The sequence below is a fragment of the Ectobacillus sp. genome, from assembly GCF_056992975.1.
Genome location: NZ_JBXKMX010000276.1, coordinates 1 through 16,579 on the forward strand (window position 1 = coordinate 1; position 16,579 = coordinate 16,579).

Sequence of the window (16,579 nt, forward strand, 5' to 3'; positions counted from 1 at the left end):
CTTCTGAACAACTACAAATGTTGTTCCCCATATAAAGGTAATAAACAATAATCCGAAATGAGCTAAAACGACTTTACGCATTTGTTTCTTCCCGTCCGTTCATCAATATGGCTTTTCTAGCTAGCTCGTCAGCCACTTTATTTTGTTGGCTTGGAATCCATTTTAAGAAAAATAAATCGAATTGTTCAATAAGATGAAGAGCTTTTTGTAGAAGGGGAGAAAACGTCTTGTTTTTCACATATTTGTTTTCAATTGCACGTTCGACAAGCTGCGAATCTGTACGAACCGAAATAACCATATAATGATGTTCTAAGCAGTAGTGTAATGCAGCGAGCAACGCCTCGTATTCTGCTTCATGATTACTCATGATACCTAACGGTTTAGATAGAAAAACGGGTTTCTCAATTCCTTTAATAAAAATACCTGCTCCAGATGGCCCTGGATTTCCTTTTGATGCGCCGTCAATATAAACTTCAATCAATGTATGTACACCTTCTCTTTTATAAAATCCAATTTCATTTCACATAAACATAAATAAAAAATAAGTTTTTCTATCATTATAACAATGATTATGAAAACGTGAACACAAAAATAAATGATTATGAATAAATATCCATATTTTGGATTTTTCGTTTGCTTTTGTATAAAAGAATGAAGGTATTATACAATATAAAAAAGAACAAATAAGAATGCATTCTATTTATGGATCAGCAATGAATAGGGTAAGACGTGAAAAAGGGGTATTTAGATGAGATATCAAATAATCTGGACATATAAACGAAATCAGTTGGAAACGGTATTACATTCGGACTATATGACGTTAGAACAGGCTTTATTGGTCGCGGCTGATTTTGAAAAAACAGGACGTGTGAAAGAATTAGTTTTTTGTGATGAATTCGGATCAAACTGGACAAAAAAAGAAGCGGAAAAGCTAGGGAAAAAAGTAGAGGAAGAACCACAAGAAATCATTCTTTACTTTGATGGTGGGTATGATGTGCAGACAAAGCAAGCAGGTGTTGGGGTGGCGTTGTATTACAAAAAAAATAAAAAGACATTTCGATTGCGGCGTAACTTTACATTTTATGAGCTAGACAATAATAATGAAGCAGAGTATGCAGCATTATTATTTGGCTTGCAAATTCTTGAGGAAATGAATGCGAATTATCAGATCATTACATTACGCGGGGATTCCCAAGTTGTATTGAATCAGCTAGCAGGTGAATGGCCATGCTATGAAGAAAGATTAACGAACTATATAGATCGTATTGAGAAGAAGCAGGAAGCAAGACGTTGGAAATTTGTATATGAACCCATTTCACGAAAAAATAATCATGAAGCTGATCATTTAGCAACACAAGCACTACAGGGTACGATTATTGATAGTCATGTAATGGTGGAGGAATAGGCAATGAGGAAAAAAGAACTCATCGTTGAAATAAATGACCTGTTAGACACATATTGTACGGGTTGTTTTTTAAACAGTTATTTTCGTAAAGAATACGGAAAACATTATGCTCAAACATTTTGTATTAAGAAATGCACAGTCGGTGAAAAATTAAAAACGTTTGGGAAAGAACTATCATAAAGAAAATCAATCTCTAAGTGGAGATGAAACCCTGTTTATACGAGATAAAGCGAAACTTCCCTCAAGTAGGGGGGTTCTCAACTTTACTGATGGAATGTCTTGTCAATCCTACCCTGCGCTCACTTAGCATTCTCAGGTTTTCTAAAGCCTTGAAGTGACCTTACTGCCCGTTAATGAGGGATAAAAAAACCGCCGAATTGGCGGTTTTATTGATTAGCTTCTAATAATTGTTTTTCAATTCGGTTAAGCCTTTTTTCTTGACTTCGAAGATAATGTTCATCTAACTCTGTGGCAGTAGCCTTTACGAGGTCTAACTGTTCTTTTGCTTCACTCACGGAAGTAGCAGCGTGCTGCAATAGCTCAGGATCCATAGTAACAGTAGCAGAACCAACCATTTTTTCGGCAGTCTCAACCTTTAGAAATATCTGTTCTAAATCTGTAAAAGGTTCACTCATACAGAATTCCTCCTTCAGAATATATTATCTATAGTGTTGTCTCTAAAGAAAGAAAGCATACATTATTTTATGTTTACAGCGTGGTATTGAAAGACATAGTATAGCTTTCTTAATAATAAGTTTAGTTATGAATGTGATAAAGGGGGGATACATATGAGTGGGAATAAGCACTCCTTTCTTTTAGACAGACAATCTATTCAAAATCGTAAGAATTTGCCTAAATGGTTGGTGGATGAGTTTGAAACGTTTTCTACCATTGTTGCTGATCCTTCATTCCCCTGTTATTTTGGAATGACAGCATTTAAACGAAATGAATTACGATATTCATATGTAGAAAGTAAGGATTGGAGTAATCTTCCGTCAACGCTTCTAGAGTTTTTACAGCTAATCGAACAACAGCCGTCTGTACGTCGTGGGTTATTTGTATTTGTAGAGCCAGAAATAGAAGAACGGTCTCTTTCTTATTATCGCAATTATTTTTGGAATTTACTTCAGTTTTTACATGAGAAAGACAAACACCCTTGGCCTAGACAGATTCCTGTTAATCCCGATCATCATTTATGGGAATTTTCTTTTGGGGGAGAGCCAATTTTTGCGTTTGGAAATGCCCCTGCTTATAAGAAGCGTAAAACGAGACATCTTGGTCGATCGCTTGTGATTGGTTTTCAACCCCGTATTATTTTTGAAGGGCTAGAAGGGAATAGACCGAACGGTGCATACTCAAGACAAACAGTAAGAGAGCGTACGGAAAAATGGGATGGGCTTCCGAAACATCCTAATATCAGTCATTATGGTGATCCCGATCATCGTGAATGGAAGCAATACTTTATTGGTGATGATAGTAAACCTATTGAAGGGTCTTGTCCTTTTCACTTTAAAGAATAAGCAAAAAAATTTATAAGAGCTAAGTGATGTTGTGAGGAATGTATCTTGCAAACATCGCTTTTTTTTGTATAGTTTACCAGTGATAGGCAAACGCTACACGTATGTTTTTCATCAGTTCTATTTAGGAGACAAGCATCATCTACTATCAATATCAAGTGTAGAAAGGAATAGAATATGTTAGTTGCAATTATTCAACAAATTGTTCTCGGTATATCATTAGCAGCTCCTGTAGGTCCAATCAATATTGAAATGGTAAAGCGTGGTGTTGCAAAAGGGTTTTGGCATGCATGGGTCGTTGGATTAGGTGGTATGACTGCAGATCTTTGTTTTATGCTTCTCATCTATTTTGGGCTTTCCGCTTTTTTTATGAGAACGAATATCCAGTTTTTCATGTATGGAATAGGATTTTTTTTCTTATTTCATTTAGGTTTTACGAGTATAAAACAAGGGATTTTTCATCGCGAAATGGAATATATTAAAGATACAGTAGGCAACATTCGCCAGTCGTATACAACTGGTTTTTTGATTGCATTGTCGAACCCGTTAAATTTAGTATTTTGGTTTGGCGTATATGGCAGCACATTAAGTACCTTACTTACAGAAGTAAGTAGAACCAAAGCAATGCTCTACAGTCTCTGTATACTCGTGGGGATTGTTCTATGGAACTTAAATATTGCATTTACAGTTCATTTTGGTCGAACGCTCTTGAAACCGAAAATGCTTGGATATGTAACTGCAGTAGCAGGCATAATATTGGTTGCCTATAGTATTCATTTTGCCTATAAAGCAATGCAGCTTTTCAACTAAAGGGAGGATACATGTATGTATCGAACTATAATCTTCGAACGAGAGATTCTTATTAAATTATCATCGAAGCTCATAAAAGAAGTAGAGGATCGCGCCCCCATCTATTACGCTGTACTATCAATTGTAGAAAATGTACTTAGGCATGAACAGAAAACAAGTTTTGCAGTTGTACACGAAACATTAGGTTTAATAATTGGAGAGGTTCTTCAGGCAGATATAGTTGTATTTTCAGTGGAATATATTATTGATAAACATAATTTGTATACGTTTAGTCAATTCCCAGAAAACGTCCAAAGAGCGAATTAAAATGATGTCTAAATAGAAATCAAAATATGCCGCAGATATGCGGTTTTTTTTATGGAACGAGAATTTATTCATAATAAAAATGGCTAAGTGACGGAAATTGTCGAAAGAAAACCCTTTCAATAGGATAAATTATCCAATAAAATGAATGTAAGTTTCAGAATATTGTAACATTTCAAATGGTTACGTCGAAGAGGGGGGAATATTTCGTTGTAAGGATTAGTTCCAAAACATAATAAAAGGGAGGAATATTCACTATGGCTGTGAAGAAAGAATTTCAAGAGGAAATAAATGAAAACGATTACACGAGAGTTGCTGCTTCAAGAGAATTTAAACAGCTACTTCAAGTAAAGAAAAAATTTATTGTTCCTGTTACCCTATTCTTTTTAAGCTTTTACTTTTTGCTCCCTATATTAACGTCATATTCCAAAATATTGAATACAACAGCAGTTGGCGCCATTACTTGGGCATGGATTTTTGCGTTTGCTCAGTTTATTATGACGTGGGCACTTTGCATTGTGTATAGCAAAAAAGCACGGACTTTTGATCGCTTGTCAGAAAAAATAGTAAAGCAATTAGATGATGGGAGGGATACGCAATGAATATGACAGCATTTGGATTATTTTTAATTATAGTTCTTGGTACTTTGGTCATAACGTACTTTGCATCTAAAAAGACTAAAAATGCAAGTGAATTTTATACAGCTGGTGGGGGGCTTACTGGTTGGCAAAATGGACTAGCTATCGCAGGTGATTACATGTCTGCTGCTTCATTTTTAGGAATTGCAGGCGCAATTGCACTTGCTGGATTTGATGGGTTTTTCTATAGCATTGGCTTTCTAGTTGCGTATCTTGTGGTGTTATATTTGGTCGCTGAGCCACTCCGTAATTTAGGAAAATATACACTTGCAGATATGATTGCAGCACGATTTGATGCTAAGAAAGTACGCGGAGTTGCGGCAATGAATACAATCACTATTTCGATTTTTTATATGATTGCACAATTGGTAGGGGCAGGGGCTCTTATCAAACTATTACTTGGAATTGACTATACAACTTCAGTTCTTATCGTTGGTACGTTAATGACTGTTTATGTTATTTTCGGGGGGATGCATGCTACAAGTTGGGTACAAATTGTTAAGGCTGTATTATTAATGATTGGTACATTAGTCATTTCCCTAATTGTATTTGCAAAATTTAATTTTAATGTAATGGATATGTTTCAAGCTATGTCAACTGCTACGCCTTATAAGGAATCATTCTTAAATCCAGGTATTAAATATACAAATGGGCTAGATACGATATCACTCAATATAGCTCTTGTTTTAGGGACAGCAGGTCTTCCGCATATTCTAGTTCGTTTTTTTACGGTACGAGATGCAAAAACAGCACGATCCTCCGTAGTATATGCGACTTGGTTAATCGGATTTTTTTACATTTTGACTGTTTTTCTCGGTTTCGGGGCAGCAGCGTTCGTCGGACATGATGCGATTGTGTTAGCAAATCCTGCTGGTAATATGGCGGCTCCGCTGCTTGCAAAAATGGTAGGTGGGGACTTCTTATTTGCTTTTGTTTCTGCAGTAGCTTTTGCCACGATTCTAGCTGTAGTAGCAGGGCTTGTATTAACGGCTGCTTCCGCCTTTGCTCATGATTTTTACAGTGAAATTGTCCGTGGTGGAAATGCAACAGAAAAGGAACAAGTAGCTATGGCACGATATGCTTCCATTGGGGTGGCGGTGCTTAGTATTGTTCTTGCATTATTTGCACAGACGCTTAATGTAGCATTTCTCGTAGCATTAGCATTTGCAGTAGCGGCAAGCGCAAATCTACCAGTTATTTTGTTCACGATATATTGGAAACGATTTAATACAGCTGGAGCTATTACGGGAATGATTGTAGGTCTTCTTAGCGCAATTATTGTTGTTGCGATTGGTCCAAACGTTTGGAATCCGGTTGCGGGAAAAGCAATTTTTGTTGGAACACCCCTTATTTCATTATCGAATCCAGGGATAATTTCTATACCACTTGGCTTTCTTGCAGCTTATCTAGGCACGGTATTATCGGGTAAAAAGGAAAGCGAAGCGAAGTTTGATGAAATATTAGTAAAATCCAATACAGGTCATGGAGTAAGTGATGCTTCCGCTCATTAATTCAAGCAAAGGGCGATTTCTAATCTTTAATAAAGAATGAGAGAAAGTCCTTACTGAGGAAGATTTTACTTTATAATAAAAGCGTCCCCTTTAGGAATGAAGGGGACGCTTTTATTTCTTCGGATATTTGTAATGGTTTTAAATAATTATATGAACTTGGAAGATTACGATGCTGTATTTATGTCCTTGCTTTGTACATTGCGACTACGCATGATTATCGGATAGAATAGTAAACCAATTACAAATAATCCTATTCCAAGCATGAATGTTTTCAGATCGGTTGTTCCAGTTTTAATAACCCAAATGGAATAGATCAGGGCAATTACTACAATGACACCATCCTTTATACGTTCTCTCATTGACATATATGTTTCTCCCGTAATAACAAGTTTTAACTGGTATAGGGAGCTTACAAGGTAAGGAATTAAGTATGCAAGTGTTGCAACGACAATAGCAAAGTTATAGGCTTGTCCAACTGTACCGGAAATAGTAGAAAATAGAAAAACTTGTGTCATTATGTTCGTAATGGTTAACGAACGGATTGGACTACCTCCTTTATTTGTCTTTGCAAAATAGATCGGAAATAGTTCACTTTTAGCTGCTTGATACGGAACCTCTGCACTGACGACAATCCAGCCAACTATCGATCCAAACAATGAAATGAGAGCGAGAATAGCTAGAACGGCTGCACCGTTTGGTCCAATTGCCGCGCTAAGTGCATCAACCAGCGGTTTTTGAGAATCGCGTAATACTTGCTGTGATAGTGCTCCCATTGTTAGCAGAGTAATGCCAATATAAATAAGGATTGCAATGAAAAGGCCACTAAGTGTAGCTCGCTTTACATCATGCTGCGATTTTGCACGGTTTGAGAGCATAACGGCAGCTTCGATGCCAATAAATGCCCATAGTGTGGAAATGGCCGCACCGTTTACTTGACCACTAAGTGAAATAGTTTCACCTGCACTGTTAACAAATGTGTTTCCAGAAACATTAGCAACGTTAAATATGAAGAGAGTAAAAATGATAAATAACCCAAATCCAAGTACTTTCGCTGCTGTAGCAGCAAAGTTAATTTTGCCAGCACTCGTAAAGCGTGTTGCTAGTATCCATTGTAATCCCCAGAGAAGGGCAGAACATACAATAAATGTTGTTAAATTACCACTATGAACTTCAAGTGATCCAATAGAAAATAAGACCGTCTTTGAAGATAATATTGGGAAGAAGGTTGATAAATATCCAGCAAAAGAAATAATAATAGAAGCAGTAGCTGGCCAATTGGCTGCCCAGTACCCCCATGCGACACTAAAGCCTGCAGCGCGACCCAATTTTTTAGATGTGAACATTGCTTGTGCATAACTTTGCGGACCAGCCTTTAAATCAGGACGTCTCATTGCTAAATTTCCAAAGACAAGTGCAATCATTAATACTCCTAGTCCAGTTGTAAGCCAAGCAATTGTTGATCCAATTGGACTTGCTACTTGAGCCATATTTGCGGGTAGCATAAAAATACCACCACCAACCATGTTTCCTACTACAAATGCAGTTAAGACCCATAATCCCCACTTTTTATTTTCCATGTTTGTCTCTCCTTTGTTTGTACACATAACCCCTAAAAAGTAAAAGCCATGAAGGCAAAAAATACCTACATGGCTTTATAGAAGCGTGCAGGTACAAATGGGAACAACCCTTGTACCTACACGTAATAGTTACGTTAGGTTCAAGGGCTATATATGGCGATGAAGTTGTGTGAATGTAATAAGACGGTTCATTTTTGTAATCTCCCTAATAATAGAATCAATTTTTATCGTACTAGTACGATATGTCAGAAACTGGTTTACTTTTTTATGCGACCATTACATAAATCCTCAGAAAAAGTATTATTCATACAACGAAATATTTTACTGTATGTCTCACAGGATTGCAATGACTTTTATTGACATAAATGAAGTAGGAAATTAGTAAAATTCTTTATAATGAACTATATATAAAAATTAAATATCCAATATCTGTAATTTTGTAATTTTATCTGAAATATTTTTGAAATAGTATAGCTATTTCAACTGTTTTTTTATATAATTTTAGTAGTATTATGAATGTATCAAAGTTATTTTGTTCGTTTTAGAGAATCATACTTGTGGTTTGGAATTCTATTGACCGAAAGTTGTGAAAGATAGTAAAATAAAATGGTATTTATTGGATAATTTAAACCGTTCGTTATAAAGAAATTAAAGATAGAGATTTTAAGGGGGAAGTAATATGCATAATAAAAGTCGTATTATAGAAGAGATTACAGTTACATTAGAAAAATTGCTTGTGTCTAATGATAGTGCAGAAATCAAAAGAATGCATATGCAGGAATTGGCTCAATCATTACAAGTAGAGTTTGAGGATGTAACAACACTTTATAATAAGATGGAATTATTTCAACAAGAAGTATCTCAGTTAGGTGGTATGGATACATATCAGAAATCAAAATATTCATGGTTGAAAGCCGAACTAGATTTACTTCTATTTATATATCAATTTTTTCAAAAAAATGGTATTAGCGTTATTACCATTTCAGATCTACTTAGTAATAAGCATCTTAGCATTTTTCCAAAGACAAAAAACCAATTACAAAATACGTACTATAAGCTACGCAACAACCAGCTTCCACTTGAAAACATTATTAAGCAAAAACCAGGTCGTAAGCCCGGTCAAGAATATAAAAAAATGGCTAGTGATTTGAATGAATCCAATATAAAGAAAAAACAAGAGTTTTCGGAAAATGCAGAAATTGTTTCACAACAGCCTAAGTATAGTTTGGTACATTTATTATCTGGTATGGTGAGAAATTTTCAAACAATTTGCGATGATAATGAAAATGAAAAACGCGTATATCAGTTAATGGCTGGTATTTATGAATTATCCGGAATGGCAGCAGACGGAATAAATGTAAATAAAAAAGATTCAGATGAGCAGGTGCTTTTACTTCGACAAGAAACAGAAAGACTTAAAAGAGAACAGGTAGAAATTATGCATGAAATTCGTGGAATAACAAACCATATTAAAGCTTTTGTTGAGAGTACAGATGTAGACCAGATTAAAAATTTATCTGGATTTGTGAATGATTGTAAACGAGATTTAAATCGTCTTGAACTATATAATGTACAAAAACATTCAACGATGTAATTAGAAAAAGCTTAGGAGAATTTTAACTTATTAATGAAATGTAAGAAAAGACGAAGCACAGTATTGCTTCGTTTTTTTTATGTTTCCAAATGTTTTGTTTCTTCAATATTGCCATATTTCCCGTACAGAAAATGGAAAGTGTCGGAAATGAACAAAGAAAAATACGAGATTGGAAATGTCGCAACTGCTTCACAAGCAAATTTGGCTTCCTGTAATGCAAATCTCCTTCATCCCAAGCTTGTCATAGCACAATGCCCGGTATGAACCTGCTGTATGAAGCCAAGCGTGATCAAGAGGATGGAATAAATGTTCTAAAAGAAAAATGTAAAGGCATCAGTATAGAAATCTGTAAAACTTAGAGTTTCTATGACGATTCCTTTTTATAAAATGGAAATAATTATATTTTTAAGAAAAATATTACATGATATAATGAGATTATAATAGAAGTGATTTCGTTACATCACTAGATTCACTACTCTTTCTGATGATGGAGTGGATTGTTTGGGAAAACTTGGTCTTTCGTCAATATACGAACAACTATAAAAGAGTTGTGAGGGTTAGTTATGGATATTGGATTACTAGTTATTCTCTTTTTTACGATTCTGATCCATATGACAGAGACACTGTCATTCAGTGTTCGTCTAGGTGGTGTGAGGCTTGCAAAACTCGCAGTTTCCCTTTCCCTTGTCGGTATTTTACTTCTTGTTTCAAGAACTTCCAACATGATTCAAGGTCCTCTCGTTGGTAATTTAATTGATAGAGCAAAATTAAATCCTGACATAGATGTTCTTCCAATGTTCCAGCTTATCCTTTTTGCGGCTTCAGTAGGGACTCTTCTAGCAATGTTTTTCTATCCCACTTTTACAAAGTTGTCGATGGTTATCATTCGACGTTTAGAAATAGATGGTTCGTTTCTGAACGTAATGCGTGTTTCAAATGTACAAAAATTGCGTTTTACGAAGCATTATGTTACAGTGCCGCGATTTGCTATGCTTCATCGTCTACGAATTGGTGGAATACCGAAACGAATTATGCTTATAAATACGGTTGTTACTGGTATATATACAGTTGGTGTTCTCTCCTCACTTTATGCTACTTTTCTCGAACCATCTTTTACATCAACAGCAAGTCAACTTACTGGATTAATTAATGGCGTTGCCACTATATTGCTTACTTTGTTTCTTGATCCTCATATTGCGATGCTAACAGAACGTTCTTTGCAGCAAAAAGCTGGGGCAGAGCAGATGGGAAAGCTATTCGGATGGCTTATGATTTCACGCTTTTTTGGTACGTTGCTCGCGCAGTTTTTCCTTATGCCAGCTTCACATTTGATTATATGGACGAGCGCTATATTAAGTAAGATTTTATCCTAAATAGCAGATGCAATACGTGAAAAAAAGTGTTTGGAACTAGAACACAGGATTGGATTTTATCATACTGTGAGTATATATGTTTAAAGGAGTGTAATCATTATGTACCCTTATTGGCAATCCAGTTATTTCATACATGATAATCCTTATGTAATTTGGAATCCAACATCTTTTTTTTCAACAACACGGAACTATTGCATCAGTAAGGCCGGAGTTGATTTTAAAAGTTATATGCGGTTACTTTGGGAACAACATGTTGCTTGGACAAGAATGGTTATCCTTAGTCTTATTTTTAATTTGCCAGATGTGGACTTTTCTATTTCACGTCTCCTTCAAAATGCTCCGGATATGGGAAATTCGCTCAAACCTTTCTATGGTGAAAATATAGCGAAAAAATATAGTAGCTTAATAAAAGATCACTTAGTAATTGCTGCAGATCTTGTCAAAGCAGCAAAGGATGGCAATCAAAGCGCCGCATCAATTGCAGAGAGAAAATGGTATTCCAATGCTGACGATATTGTTGAATTTTTAAACAGTGTAATTCCACATTTATCTAAAGAAGATTTTAGAAAAATGTTTTATGAACATCTAGCGTTAACTAAATCTGAAGCGGTATCTATCCTGAGTAAAGATTATAAATCAGGTGTTCAAATGTACGACAAAATTGAAAAAGAAGCTTTAGAAATGGCAGATGCAATTTCTGAGGGAGTGATAAAGCAATTTCCTCAATTGTTTTAAATTACAATAGGCTTTTATGTGATAAAATAATAAAATTGAGCAAGTCTGATTTGGAAATTTAGGATATAAGGTGATTAGAAAAATGAAGTTAATTATTGCAGAAAAGCCAGATCAGGGGCTGAAGCTAGCAGCCCCTTTTTCATTTAAAAAAAGAAACGGTTACTTAGAAATTGCTCCAAACTCTTTGTTTTCTGATGGTGCTATTTTAACATGGGCTGTTGGACATTTGTGTGAGCTTGTTCCACCTGAAGAATATGATTCAAAGTGGAAGCGATGGTCTATCAATACGCTTCCAATGATTCCAGATACTTTTCACTACCGTGTGTCCAAAGCAAAAGCTAAGCAATTTCATATTGTTCGCGAATTAGCGAAGCGCCCCGATGTGAAAGAAATTATTCATGCTGGCGATGCAGGGAGAGAAGGAGAATTAATCGTACGGACAATTCTCCAAACAGCACATATACATAAGCCAATGAAACGTCTTTGGATTTCCTCGTTAACAGAAAAGGCAGTGAAAGAGGGGTTCGGAGCATTACTGACAGAGAAGGATACGTATCCTCTCTATGAAGAAGCATATAGCCGTGCATGTGCAGACTGGCTCGTTGGAATGAATGCATCTCGTATTTATACGCTTCTGATGAAACAAAATGGAATTACAGATGTCTTTTCTGCGGGACGTGTGCAAACTCCTACACTAGCCTTAGTTGTGAAAAGAGAAAAAGAAATTGCAAGTTTTGTCTCAAAACCATTTTGGGAAGTGCTGGCCATGTTCGATATGGACGGGAAGCAGTATGAGGGGAAATGGCATAACGAGCATGAAAGTCGATTGGATAATCCAGAAATGGCAGCTAAAATTGCAGCATTTTGTAAAGGAAAGCCAGCCTCTGTACATGAAGTAAATACGGAACGGAAGGAATTTCAGCCTCCCTATTTATTTAACCTCTCTTCCTTACAAGCTACCGCAAACCGGGCTTTTACGTTTTCACCGAAAAAAACATTAGATATCGCACAAAGTTTGTATACAAAGGGGTTTATTTCATATCCACGGTCAGATAGTAGTTTCGTAACGAAAGGGGAAGCAGAGGGTTTTGCTGCTATTCTTCAAAAGCTTTGCATGCAAGAAGCTTACAAACTATATTTTCCAACTCCTATTGCTAGCATTGTCAATAATAGACGCTATGTAAACGAAAAAAAAGTGACTGATCACTATGCAATCATTCCTACTGAGCAAGTTCCTACTGTCTCAAAGTTACAGGAAGATGAACGGAAACTTTATGATTTAATTGTAAAGCGTCTCATTGCCGCTCATTATGAATCAGCTATTTTTGATTATACAACCGTTACGACTCTGGTTGATGGGAGAGCAACGTTTCTTTCAAAAGGAAAGCAGCTAATTCGGCAAGGATGGCGGACCATCTTATTTGCAGAGAATAGCAAAGACGATGACGATGAAGTTCTTCTTCCGTTGTTGCAACAGGGAGAGCTAGGAATAGTTGCTAACGTAAAAGTGAAAGAGGGAAAAACTCAGCCTCCAAAACGATATACAGAAGGACAGCTCATCACGCTAATGAAAACAGCGGGGAAAGTGCTAGAAGATCAGAAGCTAGAAAAGGTATTAAACAAAACAGAAGGACTTGGCACAGAGGCAACGCGAGCAGGAATTATTACGATGCTAAAGGACCGTAAATATATAGAAGTAAAAAAGAATCAAGTGTTTGCTAAGGAAAAAGGAACGCTGCTAATTGATGCAATTGGGGAACAAATTCTTGCATCTCCAGAAATGACAGCACGGTGGGAGCAAAGACTTTCACAAATTGGAGAAGGAAAAGCAGACGCAGCGAAGTTTATGGAGCAGGCGAAAAAGCTTGCAACTACAATCGTCGAACATGCTGTTGAAGGATCAAAAGGTTGGGATTTTAGTAACATAGATAAAAAACAGTTTGAGCATAAGTCATCTTACAAAAAAACATCGGTGCCACTTGGACCGTGTAAAAAATGTGATGGAGTAATGGTGGACAAAGGTTCGTTCTATGGGTGTACAAATTATGCAAAAACAAAATGCAATTTTACTATATCTAAAAAAATACTTGGAAAAACAATTTCACAGGCAAATGTAAAAAAACTACTACAAACAGGTATAACGAACGTAATAAAGGGATTTAAAAAAGGTGAAAAAACATTTGATGCAAAGCTTGAATGGAAGGATCAGAGCATCGCCTTTGTATTTTCAAATGATGAAGGGAAATAAATCGTATAGTTAGTGAAATAAAATTTTGAGATAATTATATTGACGTACATGTAATAAGATTGCTATAATACCGATAATCATATTAATCCGATAAGAAATCAAGTTAATGTTGACCGGATAACCGGAGACACAACGATTATACATTGTTGTGTCTTTTTTATTTTCTTAACAACTAACAAAAGAGCGTCAATTCAAATGAAATGGAGGGAAGAAAGATAAGCAAACTCCGTCAGTTTTGTATTTTTGATTAGAAATCGAAGGATATTCATAAAAATAGAAGTAGTTCCCATTTTACAAGAACGAGGATTGTTTCGTACAGATTACAAAGGAGATACGCTACGGGATCATTTGCATTTATCAAAACCAGAAAACCGTTTTACCAAAGTGTTGGAATCATAAGACTATTTGCTTCAAATGTAATCTGAAAAGGTCTGTTTAGATTGTAATTCATACTAAAAATATGTTTTTAATATGTTTTGGAAAAGAGGGTGACTTAATGATTGTCGTGAAAAACGTGAGCAAAGTATATAAAACTTCAAAAGGAAGCGTACGAGCATTAGATGATATTAATTTGAAAATTGAAAAGGGAGATATTTTTGGAATTATTGGATTTAGCGGAGCAGGAAAGTCAACGTTGATTCGTTGTTTAAATCGGTTGGAGGAACCAAGTGAAGGCAGTATAGAAATTGCAGGACAACTAATTACAGAAATGGGAGAGAAAGAATTGAAGTTTGCAAGACGGAAGATTGGAATGATTTTTCAACACTTCAATTTATTCGATTCAATGACCGTCTTTCAAAACATTGCATTCCCTTTACAAATCGTTGGTCAAAAAAAGTCGGATATTGATAAAAAGGTGACAGAACTATTGGAACTCGTTAATTTAAGCGATAAAGGCATGGCATATCCTGCTCAGTTAAGCGGTGGTCAAAAGCAACGTGTCGGTATTGCTCGTGCATTAGTAAATGATCCACATGTGCTTCTATGTGATGAAGCAACATCTGCTCTTGATCCGCAAACAACCTATTCCATCTTAGAGCTATTACAGGATATTAATCGCAAGCTAAATCTAACCATTGTTCTTATCACACATGAACTTGATGTGTTGGGACATATATGTAACAATATGGCAGTTTTAGAAAGTGGAAAAATTATCGAAACAGGAAGTGTAGATTCGTTTTTCTTACATCCGTCTAGTGAAACAGCAAGACGATTTGTCAGAATACTAGAATATTACCGTCAAAAGCGAGAGGCTTGGGACCATATGGGAGGAGTAATATGAATTCGGATTTAGTTGAATTGCTTTGGAAAGGATTAGTAGAGACGCTCTATATGGTGTTTTGGTCTTCTGTATTTGCAATTATTCTTGGATTAATTCTTGGTGTAACGATTGTCGTAACTGAAAAAGGTGGAATTCTAGAATCTTCTAAATTAAATGCAGTCATAAGTACATTAATAAATGGAATACGCTCGATTCCTTTTATCATATTAGTCGTATTACTTTTGCCATTTTCACGACTCGTGGTTGGTACAACACTTGGGCCGACCGCTGCGATTGTTTCGCTATCAATCGGGGCAGCTCCGTTTATTGGACGCATCATTGAAAATTCATTAAAGGAGGTGAGTGTTGGGAAAATTGAAGCTGCTAAATCACTCGGAGCATCACGCTCTACCATTATATTCAGAGTGCTCCTACCAGAAGCACTTCCTGCTCTTGTACGTGGGGTGACGATTGGAGTCATTGGTATAACGGAATTTACTGCTGTAGCTGGTGCAATCGGAGCAGGGGGATTAGGGAGTTTAGCTATTCGATTTGGGTATCAACGATTTCGAGAAGATATTCTGTTTTCTACGGTATTATTCATTATTCTTATTGTTGCTTTGATTCAATGGACAGGGAATTTTATCGCGAAATCAATTAACAAAAAGCGCTACAAACTTGATCAATAACAGAGTATACAAACTAATACAATGGAAATGGATGTGTATGTATGACAAAGAAATATATTGGGGTAATATTTACATTTATTCTTCTATTTGCAGTGATTGTTACCGGATGCAGCAATGGAACAGCAAAAACAAGTGGAACAGATACAAAAAAAGAAATTACGCTTAAAGTAGGAGCTGCAGCTGTTCCCCATGCTGAAATCTTGAATTATATTAAACCGAAATTGAAGGAGCAAGGTATTAATCTAGAAGTTGTTGTTTTAGACGATGAGGGGTTATTAAATCCAGCTTTAAAAGATAAACAAATTGATGCAAACTACTTTCAGCATGTTCCGTATTTAGATTCTGTAAAAACGGAAAAAGGCTTTGATTTTGTCGTTACAGCAAAGGTTCATGTTGAACCAATTGGTTTCTATTCAAATAAATTAAAATCAAAGGATGATATTAAAGAAGGGGCAAAAATTGGTATCCCCAATAATCCTTCTAATGAATATAGAGCACTTACCTTGTTACAGCAACAAGGACTCATTAAGCTCAAGGATGGGATTACAACCTATCAGGCAACGCCAAAAGATATTATTGAAAATCCGAAAAAATTACAATTTGTAGAAGCAGAGCCAGCTACACTCGCACGCTCGTTGCAGGACTTGGATGGAGCAATTATTAATACAAACGTAGTGTTAGAAGCAAAAATAGATCCGAAATTAGCGTTATTCCGTGAAGATAAAAACTCACCTTATGCCAATGTAATTGTTGTTCGCAAAGGGGATGAAAACCGTGAAGAGATTAAGAAGCTAAACGCGGCATTGACAACACCAGAAGTGAAGAAATTTATAGAAGACAAATATGGAGTAGCGGTAGTACCTGCGTTTTAATATGAATACTATTAAGTTATAATTTAAGCTTGATAAGGAAACCTAC

The 16,579-nt window shown here is 35.9% G+C and carries 17 protein-coding genes; 14 read left to right on the top strand and 3 right to left on the bottom strand.

All coding sequences use genetic code 11. The features are described 5' to 3' along the window. Positions 1 to 73 precede the first annotated feature (73 nt). Positions 74 to 481, bottom strand: coding sequence for a reverse transcriptase-like protein (locus tag AC11ZT_RS12600; protein WP_484059933.1), 408 nt, complete (start codon positions 479 to 481; stop codon positions 74 to 76). Positions 482 to 748: 267 nt separating this feature from the next. On the opposite strand from AC11ZT_RS12600, the gene AC11ZT_RS12605 reads away from it, so the two are divergent. Continuing rightward, on the top strand, positions 749 to 1,405 hold the full coding sequence (locus tag AC11ZT_RS12605) for a reverse transcriptase-like protein (protein WP_484059934.1): 657 nt from the start codon (positions 749 to 751) through the stop codon (positions 1,403 to 1,405). A 3-nt stretch (positions 1,406 to 1,408) separates the two neighbouring features. After that, positions 1,409 to 1,585, top strand: a complete 177-nt coding sequence (locus tag AC11ZT_RS12610; RefSeq protein WP_484059935.1) for a zinc-finger domain-containing protein — start codon at positions 1,409 to 1,411, stop codon at positions 1,583 to 1,585. 206 nt (positions 1,586 to 1,791) lie between these two features. On the opposite strand, the gene AC11ZT_RS12615 is transcribed toward AC11ZT_RS12610, so the two are convergent. Beyond that, on the bottom strand, positions 1,792 to 2,040 hold the full coding sequence (locus AC11ZT_RS12615; RefSeq protein ID WP_484059936.1) for a DUF2564 family protein: 249 nt from the start codon (positions 2,038 to 2,040) through the stop codon (positions 1,792 to 1,794). A 153-nt stretch (positions 2,041 to 2,193) separates the two neighbouring features. On the opposite strand from AC11ZT_RS12615, the gene AC11ZT_RS12620 reads away from it, so the two are divergent. The 5 genes from AC11ZT_RS12620 to AC11ZT_RS12640 all read left to right on the top strand — a co-directional run bounded on the left by AC11ZT_RS12620 (position 2,194) and on the right by AC11ZT_RS12640 (position 6,184). After that, positions 2,194 to 2,925 (top strand): YqcI/YcgG family protein, encoded by a 732-nt coding sequence (locus AC11ZT_RS12620; protein ID WP_484059937.1) that lies wholly within the window; start codon positions 2,194 to 2,196, stop codon positions 2,923 to 2,925. A 174-nt stretch (positions 2,926 to 3,099) separates the two neighbouring features. Beyond that, the gene (locus tag AC11ZT_RS12625) at positions 3,100 to 3,732 is read left to right on the top strand and encodes a LysE family transporter (RefSeq protein ID WP_484059938.1); all 633 of its coding nucleotides are present in this window, start codon (positions 3,100 to 3,102) and stop codon (positions 3,730 to 3,732) included. A gap of 15 nt (positions 3,733 to 3,747) precedes the next feature. Continuing rightward, positions 3,748 to 4,038 carry a hypothetical protein gene (locus tag AC11ZT_RS12630; protein WP_484059939.1) on the top strand — a complete coding sequence of 97 codons (291 nt, stop codon included), beginning with the start codon at positions 3,748 to 3,750 and terminating at the stop codon, positions 4,036 to 4,038. Between the two features lie 254 nt (positions 4,039 to 4,292). Continuing rightward, positions 4,293 to 4,637: a DUF485 domain-containing protein gene (locus AC11ZT_RS12635; protein ID WP_484059940.1), complete on the top strand. Its 345-nt coding sequence runs from the start codon at positions 4,293 to 4,295 to the stop codon at positions 4,635 to 4,637. Then, positions 4,634 to 6,184 (top strand): solute symporter family protein, encoded by a 1,551-nt coding sequence (locus AC11ZT_RS12640; protein ID WP_379967799.1) that lies wholly within the window; start codon positions 4,634 to 4,636, stop codon positions 6,182 to 6,184. The genes AC11ZT_RS12635 and AC11ZT_RS12640 overlap by 4 nt, the downstream gene beginning before the upstream one ends. A 164-nt stretch (positions 6,185 to 6,348) precedes the next feature. On the opposite strand, the gene AC11ZT_RS12645 is transcribed toward AC11ZT_RS12640, so the two are convergent. Further along, entirely contained in the window at positions 6,349 to 7,761 is a 1,413-nt protein-coding gene (locus AC11ZT_RS12645) for an amino acid permease (RefSeq protein ID WP_484059941.1), read from the bottom strand. A gap of 679 nt (positions 7,762 to 8,440) precedes the next feature. Here AC11ZT_RS12645 and AC11ZT_RS12650 point away from each other — a divergent pair. The 7 genes from AC11ZT_RS12650 to AC11ZT_RS12680 all read left to right on the top strand — a co-directional run bounded on the left by AC11ZT_RS12650 (position 8,441) and on the right by AC11ZT_RS12680 (position 16,533). Further along, a complete protein-coding gene (locus tag AC11ZT_RS12650) occupies positions 8,441 to 9,355 on the top strand; it encodes a DNA-binding domain-containing protein (protein ID WP_484059942.1) in 915 nt (304 codons plus the stop codon). Positions 9,356 to 9,918: 563 nt separating this feature from the next. After that, complete coding sequence (locus tag AC11ZT_RS12655) at positions 9,919 to 10,728, top strand: lipid II flippase Amj family protein (protein WP_484059943.1); 810 nt, start codon at positions 9,919 to 9,921, stop codon at positions 10,726 to 10,728. A gap of 99 nt (positions 10,729 to 10,827) precedes the next feature. Next, complete coding sequence (locus AC11ZT_RS12660) at positions 10,828 to 11,463, top strand: acetylglutamate kinase (protein WP_484059944.1); 636 nt, start codon at positions 10,828 to 10,830, stop codon at positions 11,461 to 11,463. 82 nt (positions 11,464 to 11,545) lie between these two features. Beyond that, positions 11,546 to 13,711 (top strand): DNA topoisomerase III, encoded by a 2,166-nt coding sequence (locus tag AC11ZT_RS12665; RefSeq protein ID WP_484059945.1) that lies wholly within the window; start codon positions 11,546 to 11,548, stop codon positions 13,709 to 13,711. 496 nt (positions 13,712 to 14,207) lie between these two features. Next, entirely contained in the window at positions 14,208 to 14,993 is a 786-nt protein-coding gene (locus tag AC11ZT_RS12670) for a methionine ABC transporter ATP-binding protein (RefSeq protein WP_484059946.1), read from the top strand. Then, a complete protein-coding gene (locus tag AC11ZT_RS12675) occupies positions 14,990 to 15,661 on the top strand; it encodes a methionine ABC transporter permease (RefSeq protein WP_484059947.1) in 672 nt (223 codons plus the stop codon). Before AC11ZT_RS12670 ends, AC11ZT_RS12675 begins: the two co-directional genes overlap by 4 nt. Before the next feature lie 41 nt (positions 15,662 to 15,702). Beyond that, positions 15,703 to 16,533 carry a MetQ/NlpA family ABC transporter substrate-binding protein gene (locus AC11ZT_RS12680; RefSeq protein WP_484059948.1) on the top strand — a complete coding sequence of 277 codons (831 nt, stop codon included), beginning with the start codon at positions 15,703 to 15,705 and terminating at the stop codon, positions 16,531 to 16,533. Positions 16,534 to 16,579 lie beyond the last annotated feature (46 nt).

What these genes read in the sequence shown, in the direction of transcription:
- AC11ZT_RS12620 (WP_484059937.1), top strand. Translation starts at nt 2,194, where the DNA reads ATGAGTGGGAATAAGCACTCCTTTCTTTTAGACAGACAATCTATTCAA.
- AC11ZT_RS12675 (WP_484059947.1), top strand. Translation starts at nt 14,990, where the DNA reads ATGAATTCGGATTTAGTTGAATTGCTTTGGAAAGGATTAGTAGAGACG.
- AC11ZT_RS12615 (WP_484059936.1), bottom strand. Translation starts at nt 2,040, where the DNA reads ATGAGTGAACCTTTTACAGATTTAGAACAGATATTTCTAAAGGTTGAG.
- AC11ZT_RS12665 (WP_484059945.1), top strand. Translation starts at nt 11,546, where the DNA reads ATGAAGTTAATTATTGCAGAAAAGCCAGATCAGGGGCTGAAGCTAGCA.
- AC11ZT_RS12680 (WP_484059948.1), top strand. Translation starts at nt 15,703, where the DNA reads ATGACAAAGAAATATATTGGGGTAATATTTACATTTATTCTTCTATTT.
- AC11ZT_RS12655 (WP_484059943.1), top strand. Translation starts at nt 9,919, where the DNA reads ATGGATATTGGATTACTAGTTATTCTCTTTTTTACGATTCTGATCCAT.
- AC11ZT_RS12630 (WP_484059939.1), top strand. Translation starts at nt 3,748, where the DNA reads ATGTATCGAACTATAATCTTCGAACGAGAGATTCTTATTAAATTATCA.
- AC11ZT_RS12635 (WP_484059940.1), top strand. Translation starts at nt 4,293, where the DNA reads ATGGCTGTGAAGAAAGAATTTCAAGAGGAAATAAATGAAAACGATTAC.
- AC11ZT_RS12660 (WP_484059944.1), top strand. Translation starts at nt 10,828, where the DNA reads ATGTACCCTTATTGGCAATCCAGTTATTTCATACATGATAATCCTTAT.
- AC11ZT_RS12650 (WP_484059942.1), top strand. Translation starts at nt 8,441, where the DNA reads ATGCATAATAAAAGTCGTATTATAGAAGAGATTACAGTTACATTAGAA.
- AC11ZT_RS12670 (WP_484059946.1), top strand. Translation starts at nt 14,208, where the DNA reads ATGATTGTCGTGAAAAACGTGAGCAAAGTATATAAAACTTCAAAAGGA.
- AC11ZT_RS12645 (WP_484059941.1), bottom strand. Translation starts at nt 7,761, where the DNA reads ATGGAAAATAAAAAGTGGGGATTATGGGTCTTAACTGCATTTGTAGTA.
- AC11ZT_RS12640 (WP_379967799.1), top strand. Translation starts at nt 4,634, where the DNA reads ATGAATATGACAGCATTTGGATTATTTTTAATTATAGTTCTTGGTACT.
- AC11ZT_RS12625 (WP_484059938.1), top strand. Translation starts at nt 3,100, where the DNA reads ATGTTAGTTGCAATTATTCAACAAATTGTTCTCGGTATATCATTAGCA.
- AC11ZT_RS12605 (WP_484059934.1), top strand. Translation starts at nt 749, where the DNA reads ATGAGATATCAAATAATCTGGACATATAAACGAAATCAGTTGGAAACG.
- AC11ZT_RS12610 (WP_484059935.1), top strand. Translation starts at nt 1,409, where the DNA reads ATGAGGAAAAAAGAACTCATCGTTGAAATAAATGACCTGTTAGACACA.